Source organism: Arthrobacter sp. ISL-69 (genome assembly GCF_018613775.1).
GTDB lineage: Bacteria > Actinomycetota > Actinomycetes > Actinomycetales > Micrococcaceae > Arthrobacter.
The window spans coordinates 354,014-372,709 of sequence record NZ_JAGGPO010000018.1 but is presented as its reverse complement, the minus strand read 5'-3'; the positions used below and the strand labels follow the sequence as shown (position 1 = coordinate 372,709).

General features: G+C 62.6%; 34 protein-coding genes. 28 read left to right on the top strand and 6 right to left on the bottom strand.

Annotated elements, in window-relative coordinates; genetic code table 11:
* Positions 1-463: 463 nt before the first annotated feature.
* From J7I79_RS14145 to J7I79_RS14120, 6 genes are all read right to left on the bottom strand, one after another.
* Entirely contained in the window at positions 464-1,303 is an 840-nt protein-coding gene (locus J7I79_RS14145; RefSeq protein ID WP_214954109.1) for a trypsin-like serine protease, read from the bottom strand.
* Positions 1,304-1,486: 183 nt separating this feature from the next.
* The gene (locus J7I79_RS14140; protein WP_214954107.1) at positions 1,487-3,079 is read right to left on the bottom strand and encodes an ABC-F family ATP-binding cassette domain-containing protein; all 1,593 of its coding nucleotides are present in this window, start codon (positions 3,077-3,079) and stop codon (positions 1,487-1,489) included.
* Positions 3,080-3,347: 268 nt separating this feature from the next.
* Entirely contained in the window at positions 3,348-3,689 is a 342-nt protein-coding gene (locus tag J7I79_RS14135; RefSeq protein ID WP_214954105.1) for a hypothetical protein, read from the bottom strand.
* A gap of 20 nt (positions 3,690-3,709) precedes the next feature.
* Positions 3,710-4,069 carry a hypothetical protein gene (locus J7I79_RS14130; protein ID WP_214954103.1) on the bottom strand — a complete coding sequence of 120 codons (360 nt, stop codon included), beginning with the start codon at positions 4,067-4,069 and terminating at the stop codon, positions 3,710-3,712.
* 49 nt (positions 4,070-4,118) lie between these two features.
* Positions 4,119-4,547 (bottom strand): hypothetical protein, encoded by a 429-nt coding sequence (locus J7I79_RS14125; protein WP_214954100.1) that lies wholly within the window; start codon positions 4,545-4,547, stop codon positions 4,119-4,121.
* Between the two features lie 101 nt (positions 4,548-4,648).
* Positions 4,649-5,176: a helix-turn-helix transcriptional regulator gene (locus tag J7I79_RS14120; protein WP_214954098.1), complete on the bottom strand. Its 528-nt coding sequence runs from the start codon at positions 5,174-5,176 to the stop codon at positions 4,649-4,651.
* Positions 5,177-5,384: 208 nt separating this feature from the next.
* On the opposite strand from J7I79_RS14120, the gene J7I79_RS14115 reads away from it, so the two are divergent.
* From J7I79_RS14115 to J7I79_RS13990, 28 genes are all read left to right on the top strand, one after another.
* Positions 5,385-5,690, top strand: a complete 306-nt coding sequence (locus J7I79_RS14115; RefSeq protein WP_214954096.1) for a hypothetical protein — start codon at positions 5,385-5,387, stop codon at positions 5,688-5,690.
* Between the two features lie 10 nt (positions 5,691-5,700).
* Positions 5,701-5,973, top strand: coding sequence for a hypothetical protein (locus J7I79_RS14110; RefSeq protein ID WP_214954094.1), 273 nt, complete (start codon positions 5,701-5,703; stop codon positions 5,971-5,973).
* Positions 5,970-6,101 carry a hypothetical protein gene (locus J7I79_RS24635; RefSeq protein ID WP_285291454.1) on the top strand — a complete coding sequence of 44 codons (132 nt, stop codon included), beginning with the start codon at positions 5,970-5,972 and terminating at the stop codon, positions 6,099-6,101. The genes J7I79_RS14110 and J7I79_RS24635 overlap by 4 nt, the downstream gene beginning before the upstream one ends.
* Complete coding sequence (locus J7I79_RS14105) at positions 6,079-6,297, top strand: hypothetical protein (RefSeq protein ID WP_214954092.1); 219 nt, start codon at positions 6,079-6,081, stop codon at positions 6,295-6,297. Before J7I79_RS24635 ends, J7I79_RS14105 begins: the two co-directional genes overlap by 23 nt.
* Positions 6,298-6,523: 226 nt before the next feature.
* Complete coding sequence (locus tag J7I79_RS14100) at positions 6,524-6,880, top strand: hypothetical protein (protein WP_214954090.1); 357 nt, start codon at positions 6,524-6,526, stop codon at positions 6,878-6,880.
* Positions 6,877-7,095: a hypothetical protein gene (locus J7I79_RS14095; RefSeq protein WP_214954088.1), complete on the top strand. Its 219-nt coding sequence runs from the start codon at positions 6,877-6,879 to the stop codon at positions 7,093-7,095. The genes J7I79_RS14100 and J7I79_RS14095 overlap by 4 nt, the downstream gene beginning before the upstream one ends.
* A gap of 8 nt (positions 7,096-7,103) precedes the next feature.
* The gene (locus tag J7I79_RS14090; RefSeq protein WP_214954086.1) at positions 7,104-7,487 is read left to right on the top strand and encodes a hypothetical protein; all 384 of its coding nucleotides are present in this window, start codon (positions 7,104-7,106) and stop codon (positions 7,485-7,487) included.
* A complete protein-coding gene (locus J7I79_RS14085; protein ID WP_214954084.1) occupies positions 7,484-7,789 on the top strand; it encodes a hypothetical protein in 306 nt (101 codons plus the stop codon). Before J7I79_RS14090 ends, J7I79_RS14085 begins: the two co-directional genes overlap by 4 nt.
* Entirely contained in the window at positions 7,786-7,938 is a 153-nt protein-coding gene (locus J7I79_RS14080) for a hypothetical protein (RefSeq protein WP_214954083.1), read from the top strand. The genes J7I79_RS14085 and J7I79_RS14080 overlap by 4 nt, the downstream gene beginning before the upstream one ends.
* Positions 7,935-8,060: a hypothetical protein gene (locus J7I79_RS24630; RefSeq protein ID WP_285291453.1), complete on the top strand. Its 126-nt coding sequence runs from the start codon at positions 7,935-7,937 to the stop codon at positions 8,058-8,060. Before J7I79_RS14080 ends, J7I79_RS24630 begins: the two co-directional genes overlap by 4 nt.
* The gene (locus J7I79_RS14075) at positions 8,057-8,353 is read left to right on the top strand and encodes a hypothetical protein (protein ID WP_214954081.1); all 297 of its coding nucleotides are present in this window, start codon (positions 8,057-8,059) and stop codon (positions 8,351-8,353) included. The genes J7I79_RS24630 and J7I79_RS14075 overlap by 4 nt, the downstream gene beginning before the upstream one ends.
* A complete protein-coding gene (locus tag J7I79_RS14070; RefSeq protein WP_214954079.1) occupies positions 8,350-8,598 on the top strand; it encodes a hypothetical protein in 249 nt (82 codons plus the stop codon). Before J7I79_RS14075 ends, J7I79_RS14070 begins: the two co-directional genes overlap by 4 nt.
* 149 nt (positions 8,599-8,747) lie before the next feature.
* A complete protein-coding gene (locus J7I79_RS14065) occupies positions 8,748-8,981 on the top strand; it encodes a hypothetical protein (RefSeq protein WP_214954077.1) in 234 nt (77 codons plus the stop codon).
* Positions 8,978-9,151: a hypothetical protein gene (locus J7I79_RS14060; protein ID WP_214954075.1), complete on the top strand. Its 174-nt coding sequence runs from the start codon at positions 8,978-8,980 to the stop codon at positions 9,149-9,151. Before J7I79_RS14065 ends, J7I79_RS14060 begins: the two co-directional genes overlap by 4 nt.
* Positions 9,148-10,053 (top strand): lambda-exonuclease family protein, encoded by a 906-nt coding sequence (locus J7I79_RS14055; RefSeq protein WP_214954074.1) that lies wholly within the window; start codon positions 9,148-9,150, stop codon positions 10,051-10,053. Before J7I79_RS14060 ends, J7I79_RS14055 begins: the two co-directional genes overlap by 4 nt.
* Positions 10,050-10,901, top strand: a complete 852-nt coding sequence (locus J7I79_RS14050; protein ID WP_214954072.1) for a recombinase RecT — start codon at positions 10,050-10,052, stop codon at positions 10,899-10,901. The genes J7I79_RS14055 and J7I79_RS14050 overlap by 4 nt, the downstream gene beginning before the upstream one ends.
* Positions 10,901-11,098: a hypothetical protein gene (locus J7I79_RS14045; protein ID WP_214954070.1), complete on the top strand. Its 198-nt coding sequence runs from the start codon at positions 10,901-10,903 to the stop codon at positions 11,096-11,098. Before J7I79_RS14050 ends, J7I79_RS14045 begins: the two co-directional genes overlap by 1 nt.
* 1 nt (position 11,099) lies before the next feature.
* The gene (gene ssb, locus J7I79_RS14040; RefSeq protein ID WP_214954068.1) at positions 11,100-11,612 is read left to right on the top strand and encodes a single-stranded DNA-binding protein; all 513 of its coding nucleotides are present in this window, start codon (positions 11,100-11,102) and stop codon (positions 11,610-11,612) included.
* Between the two features lie 50 nt (positions 11,613-11,662).
* Positions 11,663-11,980: a hypothetical protein gene (locus tag J7I79_RS14035; RefSeq protein ID WP_214954066.1), complete on the top strand. Its 318-nt coding sequence runs from the start codon at positions 11,663-11,665 to the stop codon at positions 11,978-11,980.
* Entirely contained in the window at positions 11,977-12,180 is a 204-nt protein-coding gene (locus J7I79_RS14030; protein ID WP_214954064.1) for a hypothetical protein, read from the top strand. Before J7I79_RS14035 ends, J7I79_RS14030 begins: the two co-directional genes overlap by 4 nt.
* Positions 12,177-12,461, top strand: a complete 285-nt coding sequence (locus tag J7I79_RS14025; RefSeq protein WP_214954062.1) for a hypothetical protein — start codon at positions 12,177-12,179, stop codon at positions 12,459-12,461. The genes J7I79_RS14030 and J7I79_RS14025 overlap by 4 nt, the downstream gene beginning before the upstream one ends.
* A complete protein-coding gene (locus J7I79_RS14020; protein ID WP_214954060.1) occupies positions 12,458-12,688 on the top strand; it encodes a hypothetical protein in 231 nt (76 codons plus the stop codon). The genes J7I79_RS14025 and J7I79_RS14020 overlap by 4 nt, the downstream gene beginning before the upstream one ends.
* Positions 12,685-13,767, top strand: a complete 1,083-nt coding sequence (gene dnaN, locus J7I79_RS14015; protein ID WP_214954058.1) for a DNA polymerase III subunit beta — start codon at positions 12,685-12,687, stop codon at positions 13,765-13,767. The genes J7I79_RS14020 and dnaN overlap by 4 nt, the downstream gene beginning before the upstream one ends.
* Positions 13,764-14,033, top strand: coding sequence for a hypothetical protein (locus tag J7I79_RS14010; protein WP_214954056.1), 270 nt, complete (start codon positions 13,764-13,766; stop codon positions 14,031-14,033). Before dnaN ends, J7I79_RS14010 begins: the two co-directional genes overlap by 4 nt.
* Entirely contained in the window at positions 14,030-14,257 is a 228-nt protein-coding gene (locus tag J7I79_RS14005; protein ID WP_214954054.1) for a hypothetical protein, read from the top strand. Before J7I79_RS14010 ends, J7I79_RS14005 begins: the two co-directional genes overlap by 4 nt.
* Entirely contained in the window at positions 14,254-15,696 is a 1,443-nt protein-coding gene (locus tag J7I79_RS14000; protein ID WP_251042770.1) for a DNA cytosine methyltransferase, read from the top strand. Before J7I79_RS14005 ends, J7I79_RS14000 begins: the two co-directional genes overlap by 4 nt.
* On the top strand, positions 15,693-18,206 hold the full coding sequence (locus J7I79_RS13995) for a DNA methyltransferase (RefSeq protein WP_214954052.1): 2,514 nt from the start codon (positions 15,693-15,695) through the stop codon (positions 18,204-18,206). Before J7I79_RS14000 ends, J7I79_RS13995 begins: the two co-directional genes overlap by 4 nt.
* Positions 18,206-18,613, top strand: a complete 408-nt coding sequence (locus J7I79_RS13990) for a hypothetical protein (protein WP_214954050.1) — start codon at positions 18,206-18,208, stop codon at positions 18,611-18,613. Before J7I79_RS13995 ends, J7I79_RS13990 begins: the two co-directional genes overlap by 1 nt.
* Positions 18,614-18,696: the final 83 nt, after the last annotated feature.

Genomic DNA, 18,696 nt, shown 5'->3' with positions numbered 1-18,696 from the left:
CGGGGCTGCCCTGTTGCCCCGGATTCACAACATCTTGGCACGAGCGGTGCCAACAGGCCATGGCAGGCAATGCCGATGTTGGTCCTGGTCCGGGGTCTTCCCCTGCCCGGCCCCAGTCCCTAGTGTGGGCCCCATGGCTGATGCTTTTTCCTCCCTCGTGGAGACGTTCAGGAACGTGGGTGTATCGAGGGCTTACGGGGCTCCCGTACAAATCGGCGGCGAGGAACTGGTTCCCGTGGCGCTGGTGTCCTTCGGTTTCGGCGGCGGCGGTGACGCCGGGTCCGACGGCACAGCCGGGGCCGCGGAGGGTGGCGGCGGCGGGGGCTTCGTGCTCCCGCTGGGCGTCTACTCAAGGAACGGGCAGGGCCGGGTGGTGTTCCGGGCCAACACGCTTATGGTCCTGGCGGGACTGGTCCCGGTGGTGTGTGCGGTGGGGATGTCCATCCGGGGGTACTCAAAACCGTCAGCGCAAACCGGCGGTAGCCTTGATCCAGTCCAGCTCGTACGGTACCGAAGCCGACAGGTTCAGGTAGGCGGGGGCCGGCGGCAGTTCAAGGGCGTTCGTAACCCCAATCAGCTTCTGCTCCCCGTGATCGGACCAGATGACGGGTCCGCCGCTGTCGCCGCGGTTCGCTGACGTGTCCGGCGAATACGTGCAGAACTGCCAGGGTCCGGCGATGTCCGGGCATGCCTCCGCGGGGACCGTGGTGAGTTGGGTTTCGATAAGCCGGCGTGCAGCGTCGCAGGGTTCCGCCGCGTTGAATGGATTCCCGGTGCAGCCGTAACCCGCCACCGTGACCTCAGCCCCGACCGGCGCGGGTGCGGATGCCAATTCGATGGCCGGCTCGGAAACGGCCGATTGCAGGAAGAGCAGCGCAATGTCGTCCTTGATCAGTGCCGGATCGTAGTGCGGCATGGGCACGGCCCTTGCAACCCCGACGGTGTACTGGTTGCGTTTTTCGCCATAGTGGAACGTCACGTCGATGGCGGAGGGGCTGCGACCGTTGTTGCGGATGCAGTGTGCCGCCGTGACGACGGTGTCCTCATTGATCAGGGACCCGGTGCAGGATGCAATGCCTTCCGGATAGGCCAGCTGCACCCTGACCGCCCACGCGTAGTCGTCCGAATCCGCACTGCTGCCATTGAACACCGCAAAGGCGGGCGTGGCCGTTGCGGCCGTGAGTGCTGCGGTGATGATCGCCGACAGCAGCTGCGTCACGAAGCGCCAGCGCCGGCGTCCGGGGCGTGCCGGGATCGTGGCGCCGTTGCGGGGCTGGGTCTGGGTGAGGTTGCCGTTGCGCATGAGGTTTGCTCCTCATCATTGCCTGGAGATATATCGCGGATGTGGTGAAGGAACCAACACGAACCTCAGGTTCCCGGAGATCACACATCTGCCCCCAGTCGCAGCATCATTACTCTGCCCCTCCGTTCAGGCAGGCGTCAAGGGTATGAGGACCCGGGCGGGCAGTCTGCCACCCAGGGACGCTTACGCGGCGCGCACCTCGACCTCGCCGGGCAGCCCCGTGTCAGCACCGAACACGAGGTACCGGTTGGCGATCTTCTCGCTGAAGAACCGGTCGTGGCTGACCACCACTACGGCTCCCGGGAAATGCAGCAGCGCCCGCTCCATGACCTGTGTGCTGGACAGGTCCAGGTGGTTGGTGGGCTCATCCAGCAGCAGGACCGAGGCACCGGACAGCAGGCACTGGGCCATCGCGACGCGCGCTTTTTGGCCGCCGGAGAGATTTCCGATCTTCTGTTTGAGGTCCGCCTCGGAGAACTGGAACATCGCCAGGAACCGGTTGACTGATTTCTTGGTGGCGCTGAAGGCCAGGCTGTCCGGCAGCGCGTTGACTGCATGCGAAACAGTGTCGGCGTCGTCGAGTTCCTCGAGCATCCGGTTGTAGGACACGAAGCCGGGTCCCTTGGCCCAGGACACAACGCCGGTGTCCGCCTGTTCCTCGCCGGTCAGCACCTTCAGGAGGGTTGACTTGCCGCTGCCGTTGGAGCCCAGGACCACGATCCGGTTGCCGCGCCTGATCTCGAAGCCCAGGCCGGAGAAGAGCGCCTTGTCGCCGTAGGACTTGCCCAGCCCTTCCACGCGGCAGAGGACGTCCTTGACGTGCAGGCCGCCGTAGATCTCGGTGACGATCTGGTCCACGGGACGGGGTGTGCGGGACTTCTTGATTTTTGCCAGCTGGTTGCCCAGCCCGCGGCTGGCCGCTTTGGCAGCCTCGCGGCGGTCGGCGATGCCCTCAGCCTCGAACGCCAGCAGCTCGGACTCGTGCACAAACTGCTGCTCGAGGGTTTTGAGGCGGAACTGCTTTTGCACGATGTATTCGCCGAAGTTGCCCGGGTACTCGTGCAGGTGGAAGTTTTCCACTTCGACGATCCGGGTGACCACGGCGTCGAGGAACTTCCGGTCGTGCGAGACGATGATCGCCGCGCCCTTGAAGTCACGGAACCAGCCCTCGAGCCATTCAACCCCGGCCACGTCCAGGAAGTTGGTGGGCTCGTCCAACAGCAGGACGTCGGGATCCTCCAGGAGGATCTTCGCCAGGGCCGCACGGTTGCGCCAGCCGCCGGACAACTCGTCGATGGCGCAGAGCCTGTGGGCGTCGCTGAACCCCAGCGTCGTCAGGACCCTGTCGATGCGCCGCGGGTAGTCCCAGCCGTCCAGGCGGTCCATATCCTCGAACAGTTCGGCCTGGCAGGAGATCAGCCGGTCGAGTTCTGCTGCGGCGGGATCGCCGGCGATGGCCGCATCAATGGATGCCAGTTCGGCTTCGATGGCCTTGATCTCCACGAACAGCCCGTCCAGGACGTCGGTAATGGTTGACTCCCCGTTCAGTTCGGAGAACTGCGAAAAGTAACCCACCGTGGTTCCCTGTTCAACGGTGACGGTTCCGGACTCCGGCGTGATCCGGTCAAGGATCAGCTGGAGCATGGTGGTCTTGCCGGAACCGTTCTTACCGATGAGCCCCACCCTGTCACCCGGTTCCAGGCGGAAGTACGCCTCGCGCAGGATCTGGGTGCTGTCGAATCGCACGCTGACGTCGTGCAGCCGGATAAGGCTCATTGCTGTCCTCTCGAGGGGGTGGTGCGTGGGCGCGCAGTGCCGGCCCGGAAAACAGAAAGCTCCCTCACCCAGCGCTGGCGCCGGATGAGGGAGCTTATTCTGTGGAGCTAAGGGGATTCGAACTACTTACAGACCCTTATGATAGCTGGTTTTTGTTACCCGGCCATTGGTCTTTAGTGCTGTCTAGTGTCGTTATCCAACACTATGACAGTCCAGTTTGTTCACGCGGATAACACCCCGAAACGGGCTGATTTTCAAAAAACAGCCGTCAACGTGCACTGCCCTTCGCGACCAGAACCGCCGCGAGAGACGCCAAAACGTTCCGATCCTCAGGCGGCAATCCCCCGGCACCCGGCAACACCAAATCAGTCGTGTTCCCCTCGCCGACATCGAGGCCAACCTGGCGGGCGGCGGCCATCAACACCTCAGTCTCCGGAATATTCAGGCCCCGGGAGAACGCCTTGATCGTTCCAGGATCCGGGAGCAGCTTCCGCTGGTAGCCCGGGTCACCCCACTGCTGCCACGTGGACAGCTTCGACGGGTAGCCCATGCCCGCCGCTTTCTCCATGAGCTCCCGAAACGACCGCTCCCCCTTGACTTCCAACATCATGGCGGCCAACGTCGCGCCCGTCACGAGACAGCCAAGGATCCGCCGAGCTTGTCCTTCAGCTTCGAGAGAGTATCTTCGTCGCCCTGAATAATCCAGCGGGGCCCGGCAAGGTACGTGTCCTTTGAGAAGTCATGGACGGACTTCGCGATATTCAGGTCAGCGTCCTTGTCATAGACAGAGATTGCAAGCTTACTGTTGCACTTCAGGTAGTCCTCGCCGTACTTGTCGTCACGCTTGGACGAGTCGCCCGGGCACTCAACCCCTGACGCAATCACAGCCTCACGCAGCTTGGCTACGTTCTCATACGTGGCGTCCTTCGCCGGCCCGCAACCCGCCAACAGGAGCACCACCAAAGGCGCCCCCCAAAGAATCTTTTTCACATTCCCGCCTTCATCAAATGGGCCGACCCCCAGCGGGCCAGCCCCTACCTCATGCCACCAACACCCCATCCGGGTGGATGGCCGTCGGATTTACCCCAACGCATCTCACAGCGCAGACATCCAGGATGACTCTCTCAAGCGCCGTCAGGGACATCATCCGTGCGTACACCAGCTCAGAATCCACGTTCAGGAACGCGGCTAAAGCCTGCACATCACTGCACGACTGATACGCATCCAATAGTGCCCGAAACGTGATCATATACACGGCTGTCCACGACTCGACTTTTATCTCCCGGGCGATTCGCGCACCGGGTGTGACGCAGGGTCCGTGTTTCAAAAGTTTATGGAACCGTTCATGGACGACCGTGTAATGCCGTTCGCGACGGTCAAGGTCCTCGTCCACATGGATCAGGCCCGTGCCGTGATCGTAGTATCCCAGCGTGTTTTCCGGCAGTTTGCCGACGACGACGGTACTCATAGAACGCCCCATGCACTCTCACGCAGCTCCCCCAGTGAAAGCTCGCATGCCGAGTGTCTGATTAATTCCTCTTAATAGCAAACATCTGGACGCAATGCAAGCTATCGGTTTGATTTTGCATTTCGAGTCTGCTGAGGCTTTTTCACCAGACGTGTCCGCGCTGCCATCCCGTACATGCTTTGAGCATCATCCGGGTTAGTCTTCTGCGAAGCAGATTCTGGCGGGTCATCAGCGGCCGGCGCCTGGAGCGTGACCGGTTTCGGATCGTGTTCTGGAGAGCGTTCATCGACGTGTTCCTTTGCGTTGATCAGCGACCGGATTATCTCGGTCACTGCTTCCTTTTCCCGATGTGAGAGCTTCTCCGTGCCCTTCGGCAGGGTCAGCGGCTCGACCTTCTCACCTGTGGAGAGTTCATAGAGATCGGAGACCGGAACACGTAGCGCTTCCGCGATCTTCTTCATGTTTACTTCACTCAAACCAAGGCCCTTCAGGACGAGCCTGGAGATTGTGGTTGTGTGCACCCCGCTCGATTTACTGAGCTGGTTCAGTGAAGGCGTAACCCGGTCCCTTGGGTCTGTATAGCCGGCCTGTACCAGGAGGTCCGCCCACTTGCTAGGGATCGTGTTCATGTCCAAATATTCCGTTCACTCAAAACACCAAGTCAATACGTATCCGACTCCAACACTAGAGTGACTGTCCACAAAAAACCTGCGTAGCCTCCGGGTGTTCCCAATGGTCCCTAAGGTTTTTTGGAAGAACTTTCACTGAAGGTGTGGACAAATCTGTCCACAGTGTCTAGTGTCGTACTCATACACAAGACAGTGAAGGGAGGAACAAATGGCAACCGCAACCACGCAGAGGCTGGACATCAAGCTCACAAACTCCGAGCTCTTCGCCCAGCTCCTAGAGCACAACGGCTACAGCGTCCGGTCCTTCACGGACGCTGTGGAGAACAAGCTCATCCGGAAACGCTCGAAGGCAACGATCAGCAAGTCAACGATCGGCCACCTCCGATCCGGGGCCCGGAAGTCCTGCAACAAGGACGTCGCCGCAGCCGCAGCCGAACTGCTCGGCTTACCAGTGACGGCGCTCTTCCAGTCCAGCATCGGGCACGTCACCCGCACCGTCCGCACCAACCGTTAGGAGAACCACCATGGCTAAGTCAGCAGTCCTTGAAGACCCGACCGTCGACTGGATCACCCAGGCACTCGCCGCACTCGAAACCGCGGCCCTCACCGGCAAACCGTTCGACGCCCACACGCTCACGCTCGGCGGCCTCCCGAACCCGCCGCACCCGGCCATGTGGGGTCCGCTCTTCAAAGAGGCGGCCCGCGCCAAGATCATCCGCAAGGTAGGCGTTCACGAGTCCGAACGCCCGAGCCGGTCCCGCGGGCTCTGCAGAGTGTGGATGGGTGCAAGCGCATGACCTACATCGAGTCCCTCCGCCACGCCGTCCACGCCATCATCGACGCCGACCTCACCCTCGCCGACACCCGGGCCGCCGTCACCTCTCTCATCCCGAAGGAGTTCCATGTTGCTCACCGCCAGCCCTAAGTCCCGCATTGCCAGCCACTCCGCCGGGTGGCGGGTCATGCAGCTCGTCAAGGACCGCCAAAGCAAAGGCCACATCGAAGGTCCGGAGCAGTGGGGAGCTCACCGCTTCATGAACCACACCGACAAGATCCGGCACATCAACTACCAGTTCGAGCGGCTGACCGACCTGTACAGGTTGCGTGGCCGGCGCCCGTGATCGTGACAGAACATCCACGTACCTACACGGTCACGCAGCTCTCCGAAATCCTCCAGCTCAAACCCGCAACTATTCGCACCAACGCAAGGTCCGGCACCTGGCCGCACCTGACCTTCGGTCCCCGGACCATCCGGTTCACCGAAACCCATCTCGACACGATCCTCACCAAGTCAGAAGCAACACCCCCGCAAGAGCGGCAAACACGCCGCAGAAGAAGGACCGCACCATGAGCAGCGAACTACTCAACAAATTCAACTGGGTCACATCTGAGTACGGCCCGATCAAGGGCACTGGCGACTGGGCCGAAGTCGGAGCGTTGGGCACCAGTGGAGGCTACGACTGGACGGACTTCAACGTCTTTTACTCGCCATCTGCCCGGCGATACTTCTGGCACGGTGACGGCGGATGCTCCTGCAACTCGTGGAGCGACGGACTCACCTCTGACGCCGACTTTGAGAACGGCGACCGGGCCGCGCTGCTGCGGGCATGGGAATCGTTCGCCAAGGAACACGAATACACCATCCGCACCACCGACTACCTGTCCGGCGTCGAAACCATCCGCAACTTCAAGGAACCGAAATGACCACGAACCTCGCGACCTGCTCCATCCTCACCTCGGACCTGAACAGGCTCGACGCCGACAGGAGAGCCGAACGGCTCGAATCCATGAACAAGGCAGTCCGGGCCGCCGCCGACCGGAACCACAAACCCTCACCATGGGACACCTCCACCATCGGAACCAAGGTCGAAGCGGCCGGGCCCGTCACCACCGTCTCAGCATTCATCAGCGACTTCTAGGAGAACCCGTGAGCATCAGAAGAGTCACCGAAGAGCATGCCCGCCAGATCATTCTGAGCCAGTGCCGCCAATTCGTAGAAGACACCCCCGCCCGGGAGCCGGGCCACGAGTGGGATGCCCGCCTCGAGAGCCTCGCCAAGCACCTGACGGCCGAAACCGGTGCCGACATTGAGAACGCCACCGCGGACCTCCGCGAACTGATCACCACATTCGAGGAACTCCAGTCCGTCGACACGGGAACCCATTACCGGATCGTCCTCAACGACGCCCTGACCATTGACAACCGCCCGGACCTCCGCGACGAACTCAACCAGGACCTCTCCGACGAACTCGCCGTGGTCCTCCAAATCTCCGCATTCCGGCCCGCCAAAGAAGCGAGCGTCGCAGCATGAAAGCCGCCGACGAAGTAGCATCCAGCCTCCTCCGCGCCGGCTGTGTCGAAGTGCAGGAGTTCAAGCACCTGACCGTTGGTGCCCGGGTCAGGCTCTGGTCCGAGCAGTGGCCTGAAGCCGACAGGATCGGAACCGGGAACATTGAACGGATCTTCCACAAGCCCAACTCCGCATGGGAGCGGACGTACGGCCGCCCGGATGTGGAGCTCATCGTCAAGCGGGACCGGCCGGGATTGGCCGCCGACGAGACGCACGCGTTCGTAGCCGATTATCACGTCAAGCTCGTGGAGGTGGCAGCATGAACGACCACGACGCCATGGAAGCTGTCAGCGCCGTCCTGGAGCAGTACTACCGGGCGCAACTCAACAGCACTGAAGCCCTCCACCAGATCGCCTACATCATCGGGCAGAACGCCATCGACCACGCCGAAGCGAAGAAGGCCCAGCCGTGAGCGCCCGCCAGCCGATCCGGTTGACCCGGCGTGGGGAGATTGTGTTCGGGATCCTCGGCGCGGTCCTCGCCCTCATCATCACCCCGGCCGCGTGGACCGTGTTCCTGGTCGTGGCCCGGTGAGCACTATGATCACCGCCATGGACCAAGACCTCGCCGAACTCGTCGGCCCAATGGAACCGCTCGCGTGTGAGCACTCCCAGCACGGCGAACACCCGATGCACTCGGACGAACCCGCCAGTCACTACGTCCGCGGCGAATGCGCGGCTTGCACGCCAGCCAGCGTCTACCCGGCATGCCCCGGATATATCGCGTCGGTCAGGAAATACGCCAACATCAAGTGCGGCCGCTGCGGACTCATCGGCCCCATGTCGAACTTCGTCACCATCCTCGGACCCATAGGAGGCACCAAATGAACACCCACCTCGGACGCTGCGGGACCTGCGCATGGACCATGCGACCCTCCCGCACCACACTCGCCCAGCACCCCAACACGCGAACCTACAGGCGCCCCGGCATCTGCACCATCTGCCACGCACACGCCCTCTCCGCCCCGGCCGCCACATTCGACCTCGACCACGCCGTCCTGGCCCTCAACTACTGGCTACAGGACAGGCGCCGGCGAGGGGTCCCAGAACACGGCGTCGACATTGGTGTGTGACCTCCAAAAATTGGTTCAGGTTTAGTGTCGGAAACACTTATTTTTGTCACTACAAACATGTAGAGTAATTCCATCGCCACAAAGAAAAGAGCGGCAGGGCTGGCACCCTACCGCTCACGAACATCGGAACCCATCTGAAAGGAAATCCAATGTCCAGAACCAAGCCTAACCCCAGCAGCCACCCGCAGCGGGTGAAAACCACTCGAGGTATCTGCTTCTGCGGACAGCTGTACACCTGCGACGACTGCGGCGGCGACGTCTGCCAGTGCACCTGCGACATCGACGGCGCACCCCACACCCAAGCCGAAGTCACGTCCGGCTACGTCAACCCCTCACAAGCCAAGCGTGACGCCTGGACCCAACGGCTGGAGGCAAGAAGATGAGCTGGGAACCCCGCGACGACGCACCCTATGCCGAGTGGATCGTCTACGACGAGATGGGCGCCGTCATCGGCACCTACGGCCAGGACGAACACAAAGCCCGGGAAGTCGCCCGATCCTGCGGCGGCCGCGACCTCGGCATCACAGCAACCTACGTGGAGATGACACGATGAGCATCGCATTCACCGACGTATCAGTCCCCGAAGTATCACCCGGCTCCCCGGAATGGTTCACCTACATGACGGCCAGCAAAGTCTCCGCCATCATGAAGCACTCCACCTACGAGTCCTACCTCTCCCTGTGGCTCAAGATGTCCGGCCAGGTCCAGCCGCAGGCTGACACCGACGTCACCCGCCGCGGGCACTACCTTGAACCGGCCGTCCGGGCTTGGTTCCGCGACCAGCACCCGGAATGGCAGGTCACCGAAACCGGCATGTGGGTCCACAAGGAAATCCCGTGGGCGGCTTCCACGCCGGACGGAATCGTGCACAAGCCTGAATCCAACGCCCTCTTCGAAGCGAAATCCTCCACCCTTGACCACGAATGGGGAGAGCCTGGAACGGATCAGGTCCCGCCCGGATACTTCGACCAGGCTCAGTGGCAGATGTTCACCACGGGCATGCGCACCGTGCACCTCGCGGTCATCAAGTCCTACCTCGACTTCGCTGAGTACGTCATCGAGTACGACGCCGAATACGTGGCCCTCATGCTGTCTCAGGTCACGACGTTCATGGACACGCTGGAGAAGGGGCAGCGGCCCAGCATCGACCCCCTCGACGGGCACGCCGCCACCTATGCGGCCATCAAGGAACTCAACCCGGGCATCGCAGACGAGACAGCCGCAATCGGCGACGACATGGCTATCGCCTACCTGACGGCCGTCGCCGAACGCAAAGCCGCCGAGTACCGCGAACAGGCCGCCAAGTCCGTCATCGCAGACTTCGCCGGCGAAGCCCACTACATCGAGTGGAACGGCAAGAAGATCTTCACCCGCCAGTCCCGTAGCGGCGGCACCCCGTACCTTGTGGCATCCAAGAACCTCCCCACCATCCCGGAAGAGAGCGCAGCAGCATGAACACCACAGCCATCAGCCCCATCGACGTAGCCCGCCAGAACATCGGCGCGTACAAAGGCGAACTCCTCGCCGCGCTACCCTCCCACCTGCAGGACAAGGGCGTCGGCTGGCTGACGTCCGCGCTGTCCGCGCTCCGCAAGAACCCTGAGGTTCTCAAGTGCGCCAACCAGGATCCTGGCTCGCTGATCGTGGCCTTGTCGGAGGCTGCCCAGAAGGGCCTCATGCCCGGAACGGATGAGTACTACATCACGCCGAAGGGCGGCAAGATCCTCGGCGTCGTTGGATATCAGGGTGAAGTGGAGCTCATGTACCGGGCCGGCGCCGTGTCGTCCGTGATCGTTGAGAACGTCTACGAGAAAGACAAGTTCCAGTGGAATCCGGGCACCATGACCAAGCCCATCCACGACGTCGACTGGTTCGGCGGCGACCGCGGCAAGATCATCGGCTCCTACGCGTACGCCATCATGAAGGACGGAGCCGTGTCCAAGGTCGTCATCGTCAACCAGGAACGCATCGACCGGGCCAAGAAGGCCTCCGCCACGGCGGGCAAGTCGTTCTCCCCGTGGACCTCGGACGAGGCCGCGATGATCCTCAAGACCGCCGCGCACGACCTCGCCAAGTGGGTCCCCACGTCAGCCGAGTACATCCGGGAACAGGTCCGGGCTATCCGCGACGTCGCCAACGAACCGGTGAAGCCCGCACCCGAGCCGACGCCGGAGGCTGTCGTGTCCCCGCGACAGCACCACCCCGCACCCGAGCCGGCGGCCGACACCGTGACCGGTGAGCTCGTGGACGAAGGCGAGCAGACCGACGCCGACGCCGCATGGTTCGCCCAGCAGGACGCCTAGTGGGCGACGAAGTCGGTTACGTCGTCATCGAGTTCAACCAGGCATCACGCCAGCCGAGCATCGCCTTCGAGGCTCCGTACCTGTTCGATGACGCCGACGACGCCAGCGCCAAAGCATCACAGCTCCAAGCCCAAACCAACCTAACCGGCCGGCGCGAACGATTCGACGTCGGCACCATCTACATCGAGGAAGACTGACATGGCGAATGAAACCTACGTGACCATCATCGGCAGACTCACCGGAGACGCAGAGTTGCGCTACACGCCCAGCGGTGCCGGCGTGGCGAACTTCACCGTCGCTTCCAATGCCCGCATGTTCGACAAGAACAGCAACGAGTGGAAGAACAAGCCGACAACGTTCTGGCGCTGCGCCGCATGGAACCAGGGCGAGAAGCAGCGCCTCGCCGAGAACGTGTGTGACGCGTTGAAGAAGGGTGACTCGGTCATTGTTCGCGGCGAAATCGAGTCCCGCGAATACACGACCAAGGAAGGCGCAAAGCGCACCGTCATGGAGCTCCGCGTCGAAACCATCGGCAAGGACCTCCGGAGGCACCAGCCCGCCGCCAACAACGTGCAGGGCCAGAACGCGAGCCAGGGCGGCGGCTGGGGCGGCAACCCGCCCGCCGCGCAGGAAGACCCGTGGGGAGCCCCCGCGACGTCGAACACGGGCGGCGGGTGGGGCAACGGCCCCGGCAACGAACCGCCGTTCTAACCCCCTTTTTTGATCACATGCGTTGCGCGTTCCACTCAACAAGGAGACACATGAGACACCGTTCGAGCCCCGGGAAATGGACGATCGCCGCGTCCACCGACTTCACCACCGGCGAACCCAAATGGACGACCACACCCCCGCGCTGGGTCTACCGCCCACACGCCGAAGGCAAACGCTCCCACGACACCTACGACGAAGCCCTCGCCCACGTCCGCCAATCCAGCCAAAGAAGACCCCTCTACTTCGAATCCAAGACCCGGCCCGGCGAATGGTTCTGGAACCACCCTGGCGGGGAACGCGGATGGGCCCCAGACCGGACAACCGCGCACCTGAAAGCAACCGGCGGACACGTGGAGATGAACCTGTGACAACCCTGGCCATCTACCCCAACTGCGGCGAACCCGCCGGATACCGCCGGCACCTCCGCAACGGCACCGAAACCTGCCCCGGCTGCAAACGGGCCATCGCCGACTACATGCAGAAATGGCGCCACGACCGCGGCATCAGCAAAGGCCGCCTCATCCCCGACGCGGTGATCAAGGAACACGGAATCCGGGTGAAGGCATGAGCGTCACACCAATTCGGATCCGCCGGGCACCTGTCACCGAAGTCGAAATCCTCAAAGCCCGCTACGACGAAGCCCGGCAGATCAAAGACGCCTGGGACCACCGGTACAAGCGGGCGCTCTACGAGCACTCAAGCACCATCCGGAGCGGCGGGGACTTCGCAGACACCAGAAGAAACCTCGACGCCGTAGAAATCCAAGTCGCCGACGCCGCCGGCGAACTCAAAGTCGCACTCAACGCATGGATGCACGCCACCACCCAGCACGAAAGGAGAGCCTCATGACCAGCCAAGCCGAGCTACGGGCAGCCTTCGAGGAACGGCTCAAAAAGGCCGGAGAGCTACTCAAGGACGGGGCCTCCATCAAAGAGGCCAGCCGGTCAACCGGGGTAGACCGCGGCGTCCTGCACAAGTACTTCCCTGGCATGGGCTGGACCTCCCGCCAGGCAGGCGAATTCCGGGCGCTCACCCGCTACACGCAACCCGCAACGCAAATCAGGAGAACCACATGAAATTCACCCTCACAGCCGACGCACTCGCCGACGCGACCACATTCGCATCCAAAGGCCTCAACCCCAGACCCGCCATCCCCATCCTCGCCGGCCTCTTGATCGAGGCACAGACCGGTGGGCTCCGCATCAGCGGCTTCGACTACGAGAAGTCCGCCCGCACACAGGTAGCCGCCGACGTCACCGAACCGGGCAAGGTCCTGTTGCAGGGCAAAATGTTCACCGACATCATCCGTAAGTTCGGCAAAAAAACCGTGACCGTTTCCGTCGACGACCGCAAAGCGACGATCACGGCAGGGTCCGCCGTGTTCACCATGCACCCCATGCCGGCCGCCGAGTTCCCGCCCATGCCGGACCTGCCCGCGTCCGCGGGAACGATCGACGGTGACGTGTTCGCCGCGGCCGTCGCCCAGGTCATCGGCGCCGCATCAACGGACGCCTCCGTCCCGGTGCTGATGGGCGTCAAGATCCTCTCTGAGGGCAACGACCTGATCATGCTCACCACCGACCGTTACCGCCTCGCTGAGGTAGTCATCCCGTGGCAGCCGACCGGGGAAGACATCGACATCCTTGTCCGGGCCTCATGGTTGCAGGACGTCGTGAAGACCCTCGCCGGTGACGCGACACTCCTCGCAGACGGGAACCTTGTCGGCATCCGCACAGGGAACCGGGCAACGACGCAGATCACCATGGACGGCGACTACCCGAAAATCAAGGCGCTCTTCCCGAACACGACCGCCACCCAGGTCAGTGTGGACCGCGACGAGTTCGCGGATGTCCTGTCCCGTGTCGCCCTCGTCGCCGAACGCAACACGCCCGTCCGGCTGACCACCGCTGACGGTGTCATGACCGTCGAAGCTGGCACCGGCGAAGACGCCCAAGGACAGGAAACCCTGCCCTGCGAAGTGGACGGCGACGACGTCACAGCGGCGTTCAACCCCGGATACCTCGCATGGTCCCTCGCCGTCACCCCCGCCGCCGCAATCACCATCGGCTTCCAAGAGAACCTCGGCAAGCCTGCCCTCGTGTACGGCGCTGACGGCCTGAGGCATCTGCTGATGCCCGTCAGGCTCCCCGCATGAGCGCCATGACCCTCATGGGCGAGCAGACCGGCGTCGAATCCTACGAAGTGACGGCCACCCCGGACTACGGGAACCGCATCCGGCTCAAGGTAGCCAAAGGCGCCTACAGTGCCGGGTACTCCAACCGCACAGGCTACATCGTCATGACCGCGAACGGCGGGACCATTAGCGCCCACCGAACCTTCGAACGGGCCGTAAGCGAAGCTATCACCCGGGCCAAACGCTACGTCGCCGCATACTCCAAGCCAAGGGGACGGGCAGCATGACCGCCGAAAACATGACCGTCTACATCGAAGAAGACGGCGTCTGCGAGTGCCAGTGGTGCATCCACGGCGCAACCTCCGGCGAGTACCTCGAAGTCATAGACGCGGTCGACAACATCAAACGGCTGTCTGACTGGCACGACCACGCGCACGGGCTCACCCTCTGGAGCCACTGCGCCTACGCGCCGTGCAACATACTCACCGACGAATTTAGGAGAACCCCTTGAGCCTGACCATGACCGACATGTTTTGCGGCGCCGGCGGATCCAGCACCGGGGCGACGTCGCTCCCGGGCATCACCGTGAAGACCGCGCTGAACCACTGGGACAAGGCCCTCGAGTCCCACAACGCGAACCACCCGGACACGATCCACGTCCAGGCTGACATCAAGGAAACCGACCCTCGTTACATCGGGAACTCCGACATCCTCTGGGCATCGCCTGAGTGCACGAACCACTCGGTAGCCAAGGGCAAGAAGCGCGTCACCAACCAGGCTGACCTGTTCGGCGACACCCTCCCGGACGAAGCCGCCGACCGGTCCCGCGCCACCATGTGGGACGTGCCCCGATTCGCCGAAGTCCACCACTACCGGGCCATCATCACCGAGAACGTCGTTGATGCCGCGAAGTGGATCATGTTCGACGCCTGGCTGATGGCCATGAAGTCCCTCGGCTACGAGCACCGCATCCAGTACCTGAACAGCATGCACGCCCAGCACGGCGGCCTGCCAGCACCGCAGTCCCGTGACCGCATGTACGTGCTGTTCTGGAAGAAAGGCAACAAGGCGCCCGACGTCGAAAAGTACTTCCGGCCCAAGGCGTACTGCTCCAGCTGCGACGAGGTGGTGGACGCGCTGCAGGTCTTCAAGAAGGCTGAGCAGTGGGGCCGCTACCGGGCGCAGTACAACTGGAGGTGCCCGAAGGTGGCCTGCAAGAACGCCATCATCGAACCAGGCTGGCTGCCCGCGTCCCACGCGATCGACTGGTCGTTGAAGGGCCAGCGCATCGGGGACCGGAAGAAGGACCTTTCGCCCAAGACGATCGCCCGGATCGAAGCTGGACTGCTGAAGTACGGCGCCGAGCCTGTATCTATCGACTCCGTCCGCGGATCGCAGATCATCAGCCCGGTCAACACCGAACCGTTCCAGACCCAGACGACCGCCTACACGCGGTCACTGCTGGTGCCGGTGGAAGGCCGCATCGGGAAGGACGCTGCCCGCGTAACTGACGCCATGCGGACCCAGACAACCCGCAACGAAACCGGGCTGCTCACGCCGCCCCGCGAGCACCTGCTCATGGAGTACTACGGCAACGGGCAGATGCACAAGGTATCCAAGGCGATCCCGACGATCACCACGCACGACCGGTTCGCGATGATTACCACCCTCCGCGGGCAGAACGCGCCCAAGGACGTCGGACAGCCGCTCGACACATTCGCAGCGAACGGGCTCCACCATGGCCTGGCCGAATGGAAAGTCCCCTCAGTGGAGGACTGCGAATTCCGGATGCTCGAGCCGCACGAGATCAAAGCTGGCATGGCTTTCCCGAAGGAATACATCATGCTCGGAAACAAACGCGAACAGGTCAAAATGGCTGGGAACGCCGTCACCCCGCCAGCCGCACGCGACCTTGTCGCCTGCATGGCCGAAACGCTGGTGGGGGCATGAGCACCTACACGGATTTCCTGAAGGCGAAAGCTGACTTCGAGAAGACCTACGGGCAGCCGGTGAGCGCGGATGAAGTTAACCCGATGCTACTGCCCCACCAGGCTGACGTCGTTAGGTGGGCGGTGGAAGGTGGCCGCCGCGCCCTCTTCGAATCCTTTGGCCTAGGCAAGACCTTCCAGCAGCTGGAGATTCTGCGGCTGACCCTGTCGCGTGTCGGCGGCCGGGGCCTGATCATCGCACCCCTTGGCGTCCGCGGCGAGTTTATCAAGGACGGCCGGAAGCTTGGCATCGACGTGACCTTCATCCGCAGCGTCAAAGACGTAGCCTTCCATGGCTCCGGGATCTACGTCACGAACTACGATTCTGTCCGCGACGGGAACCTCGACGTCGACGGATTCACGGCCGTCTCACTCGACGAGGCAGGCGTGCTCCGCAGCTTCGGATCGAAGACGTACCAGACGTTCCTAACCCTGTTCCAGAAAGTCCCTTACCGGTTCGTTGCCACCGCCACGCCGTCACCGAACAAGTACAAGGAGCTCATCCACTACGCGGGCTTCCTTGGCGTCATGGACACCGGCCAGGCTCTCACCCGATTCTTCCAGCGCGACTCCACGCAGGCGAATAACCTGACCATCTACGAGCACAAACGCGAAGAGTTCTTCATGTGGCTGAACTCGTGGTCGATATTCCTGCAGAAGCCGTCCGACCTCGGATACTCCGACGAGGGGTACGACCTGCCGCCGCTGTCCGTGGAATGGCACGAGGTCCCCGTCGATCACTCGACCGCCGAAGTGGACCGCGACGGGCAGGCGCGGCTCTTCCGGGGCGGCGCGAAGGACCTCGCAGCCACGGCGAGGGAGAAGCGTGACAGCCTCGCCGCCCGCGTCGAAAAGCTCATGACCATCGTCGCCGAACACAAGGAACGCGACGGCTCACAGATCATCCTCTGGTGCGACCTGAACGACGAACAATCCGAGATCGAGAAAGCCCTCAAAGCGGCCGGGCTCACGTACTCCAGCGTCCACGGATCACTCGACCCCGACGAAGCCGAACGGCGCATCGACGCTTGGCGGGACAAAGAAACGTGGGCGCTCATCGGCAAACCCATCCAGCTCGGCCAAGGCATGAACTTCCAACAGTGCTACACGGCCGTGTTCGTCGGCATCACCTACAAATTCAACGACATCTACCAGGCATGGCACCGCATCCAACGCTTCGGGCAGACCCGCGAATGCACCGTGCACATGATCTACGCCGAATCGGAAACCGAAGTGCGCGCCTCCTTCCTGGAGAAACTCGCACGAGACAAGGAACTGACCTCCACCATGACCGACATCATCAAAAAGTACGGGCTGTCCCGGAACTCCATCACCGAAGCGCTCACCAGATCCATGGGACTCGAACGCATCGAAGCGTCCGGCGACGGCTGGACCCTCGCCAACAACGACTGCGTTGACGAAACCACCAACCACATGGACGAGAACAGCGTCGACATGATCGTCACGTCCATCCCCTTCAGCAACCACTACGAGTACACGCCCAGCTACAACGACTTCGGTCACACCGACGACAACGACCACTTCTGGGCCCAGATGGACTACCTCACCCCGCAGCTGCTCCGGGTCCTCAAGCCTGGCCGGATCTACGCCTGCCACGTGAAGGACCGCATAAACTTCGGCAACGTCACCGGCGCCGGAATCCCAACCGTGAGCCCCTTCCACGCGGAAGCGCTCTTCCATGGTGTGAAGCACGGCTTCGACTACATGGGAATGATCACCGTCGTCACCGACGTCGTCCGAGAGAACAACCAGACCTACCGCCTCGGGTACACCGAGATGCGCAAGGACGGGACGAAGATGGGCGTCGGCTCCCCCGAGTACATTCTGCTCTTCCACAAGCCCCAGACGGACCGGTCCAAGGGCTACGCCGACGACCGGGTCACGAAGGAAAAGGAAGACTACTCCCTCGCCCGCTGGCAGGTCGATGCCCACGCGAACTGGCGCTCCAGCGGCGACCGGCACCTCACCCCGGACGAGCTCGCCGGACTGCCTGTCGAACAGAGGTCACGGCTGTTCACCGAACAGACCCTCCGCGAAGTGTACGACTACGAATCCCACATCAAGGTAGGCGAAGCGCTGCAGGGCAAGGGTGCGCTGCCGGCCACGTTCATGTCCCTCATGCCAGGGTCATGGGCGCCCGACGTCTGGCACGACGTGAACCGCATGCTCACGTTGAACGGCGAGCAGAAACGGCGCAACGTACAGATGCACGTTTGCCCGCTCCAGTTCGACATCGTCGACCGGCTCATCGAGCGGTACACCAACCCCGGCGACACCGTATTTGACCCCTTCGGCGGCCTCGGAACCGTCCCGCTCCGGGCGCTGAAGCTGGGCCGGAAGGGCCGGTCCAGCGAACTGAACTCCGGGTACTTCCTCGACTCCGTCAAGTACCTGGAAGCGGAGGAACGCAAGCAGGACATGCCCACCCTGTTTGACGCCATCGGCGCCTGATGTCCGGCGAGAAAGACCCGCGCATATACATCACGCTCACCAACGAGTATCCGCGGCACAAGAAGATACGTGGGCTGTCCGACGCCGCGTTCCGCCTGCACGTCACTCTGATCACCATCGCAAATGAGGATCGGAGTGACGGCGTGGTGGAACCCGTAGACCTGCTCTCCAAAGGCCCGAAGCCGAAGAAAGAGCTGCTCGATGCCGGCCTCGTGGAAGACCACGGCGGCGGCCGGTACGTGCTGCACGACTACCTGAAGCATCAGCCGTCCGCGAAGGAAATTGAGGAGCGCATCGAGGCGAAGCGAAGATCGGGTGCTGTCGGCGGCTTGAAGTCGGCGCACAAGCGGCATCACCTGGACAAGGGTGTCAGGAATCCGGACTGCGAACTGTGCCAAAAATCCTAAGCAGACCTCTAAGCACTTTCTAAGCACGTGCTTACGTTTTGCTTAGAAAAAAGCTAAGCACTTCCTAAGCGAAATCTAAGCAC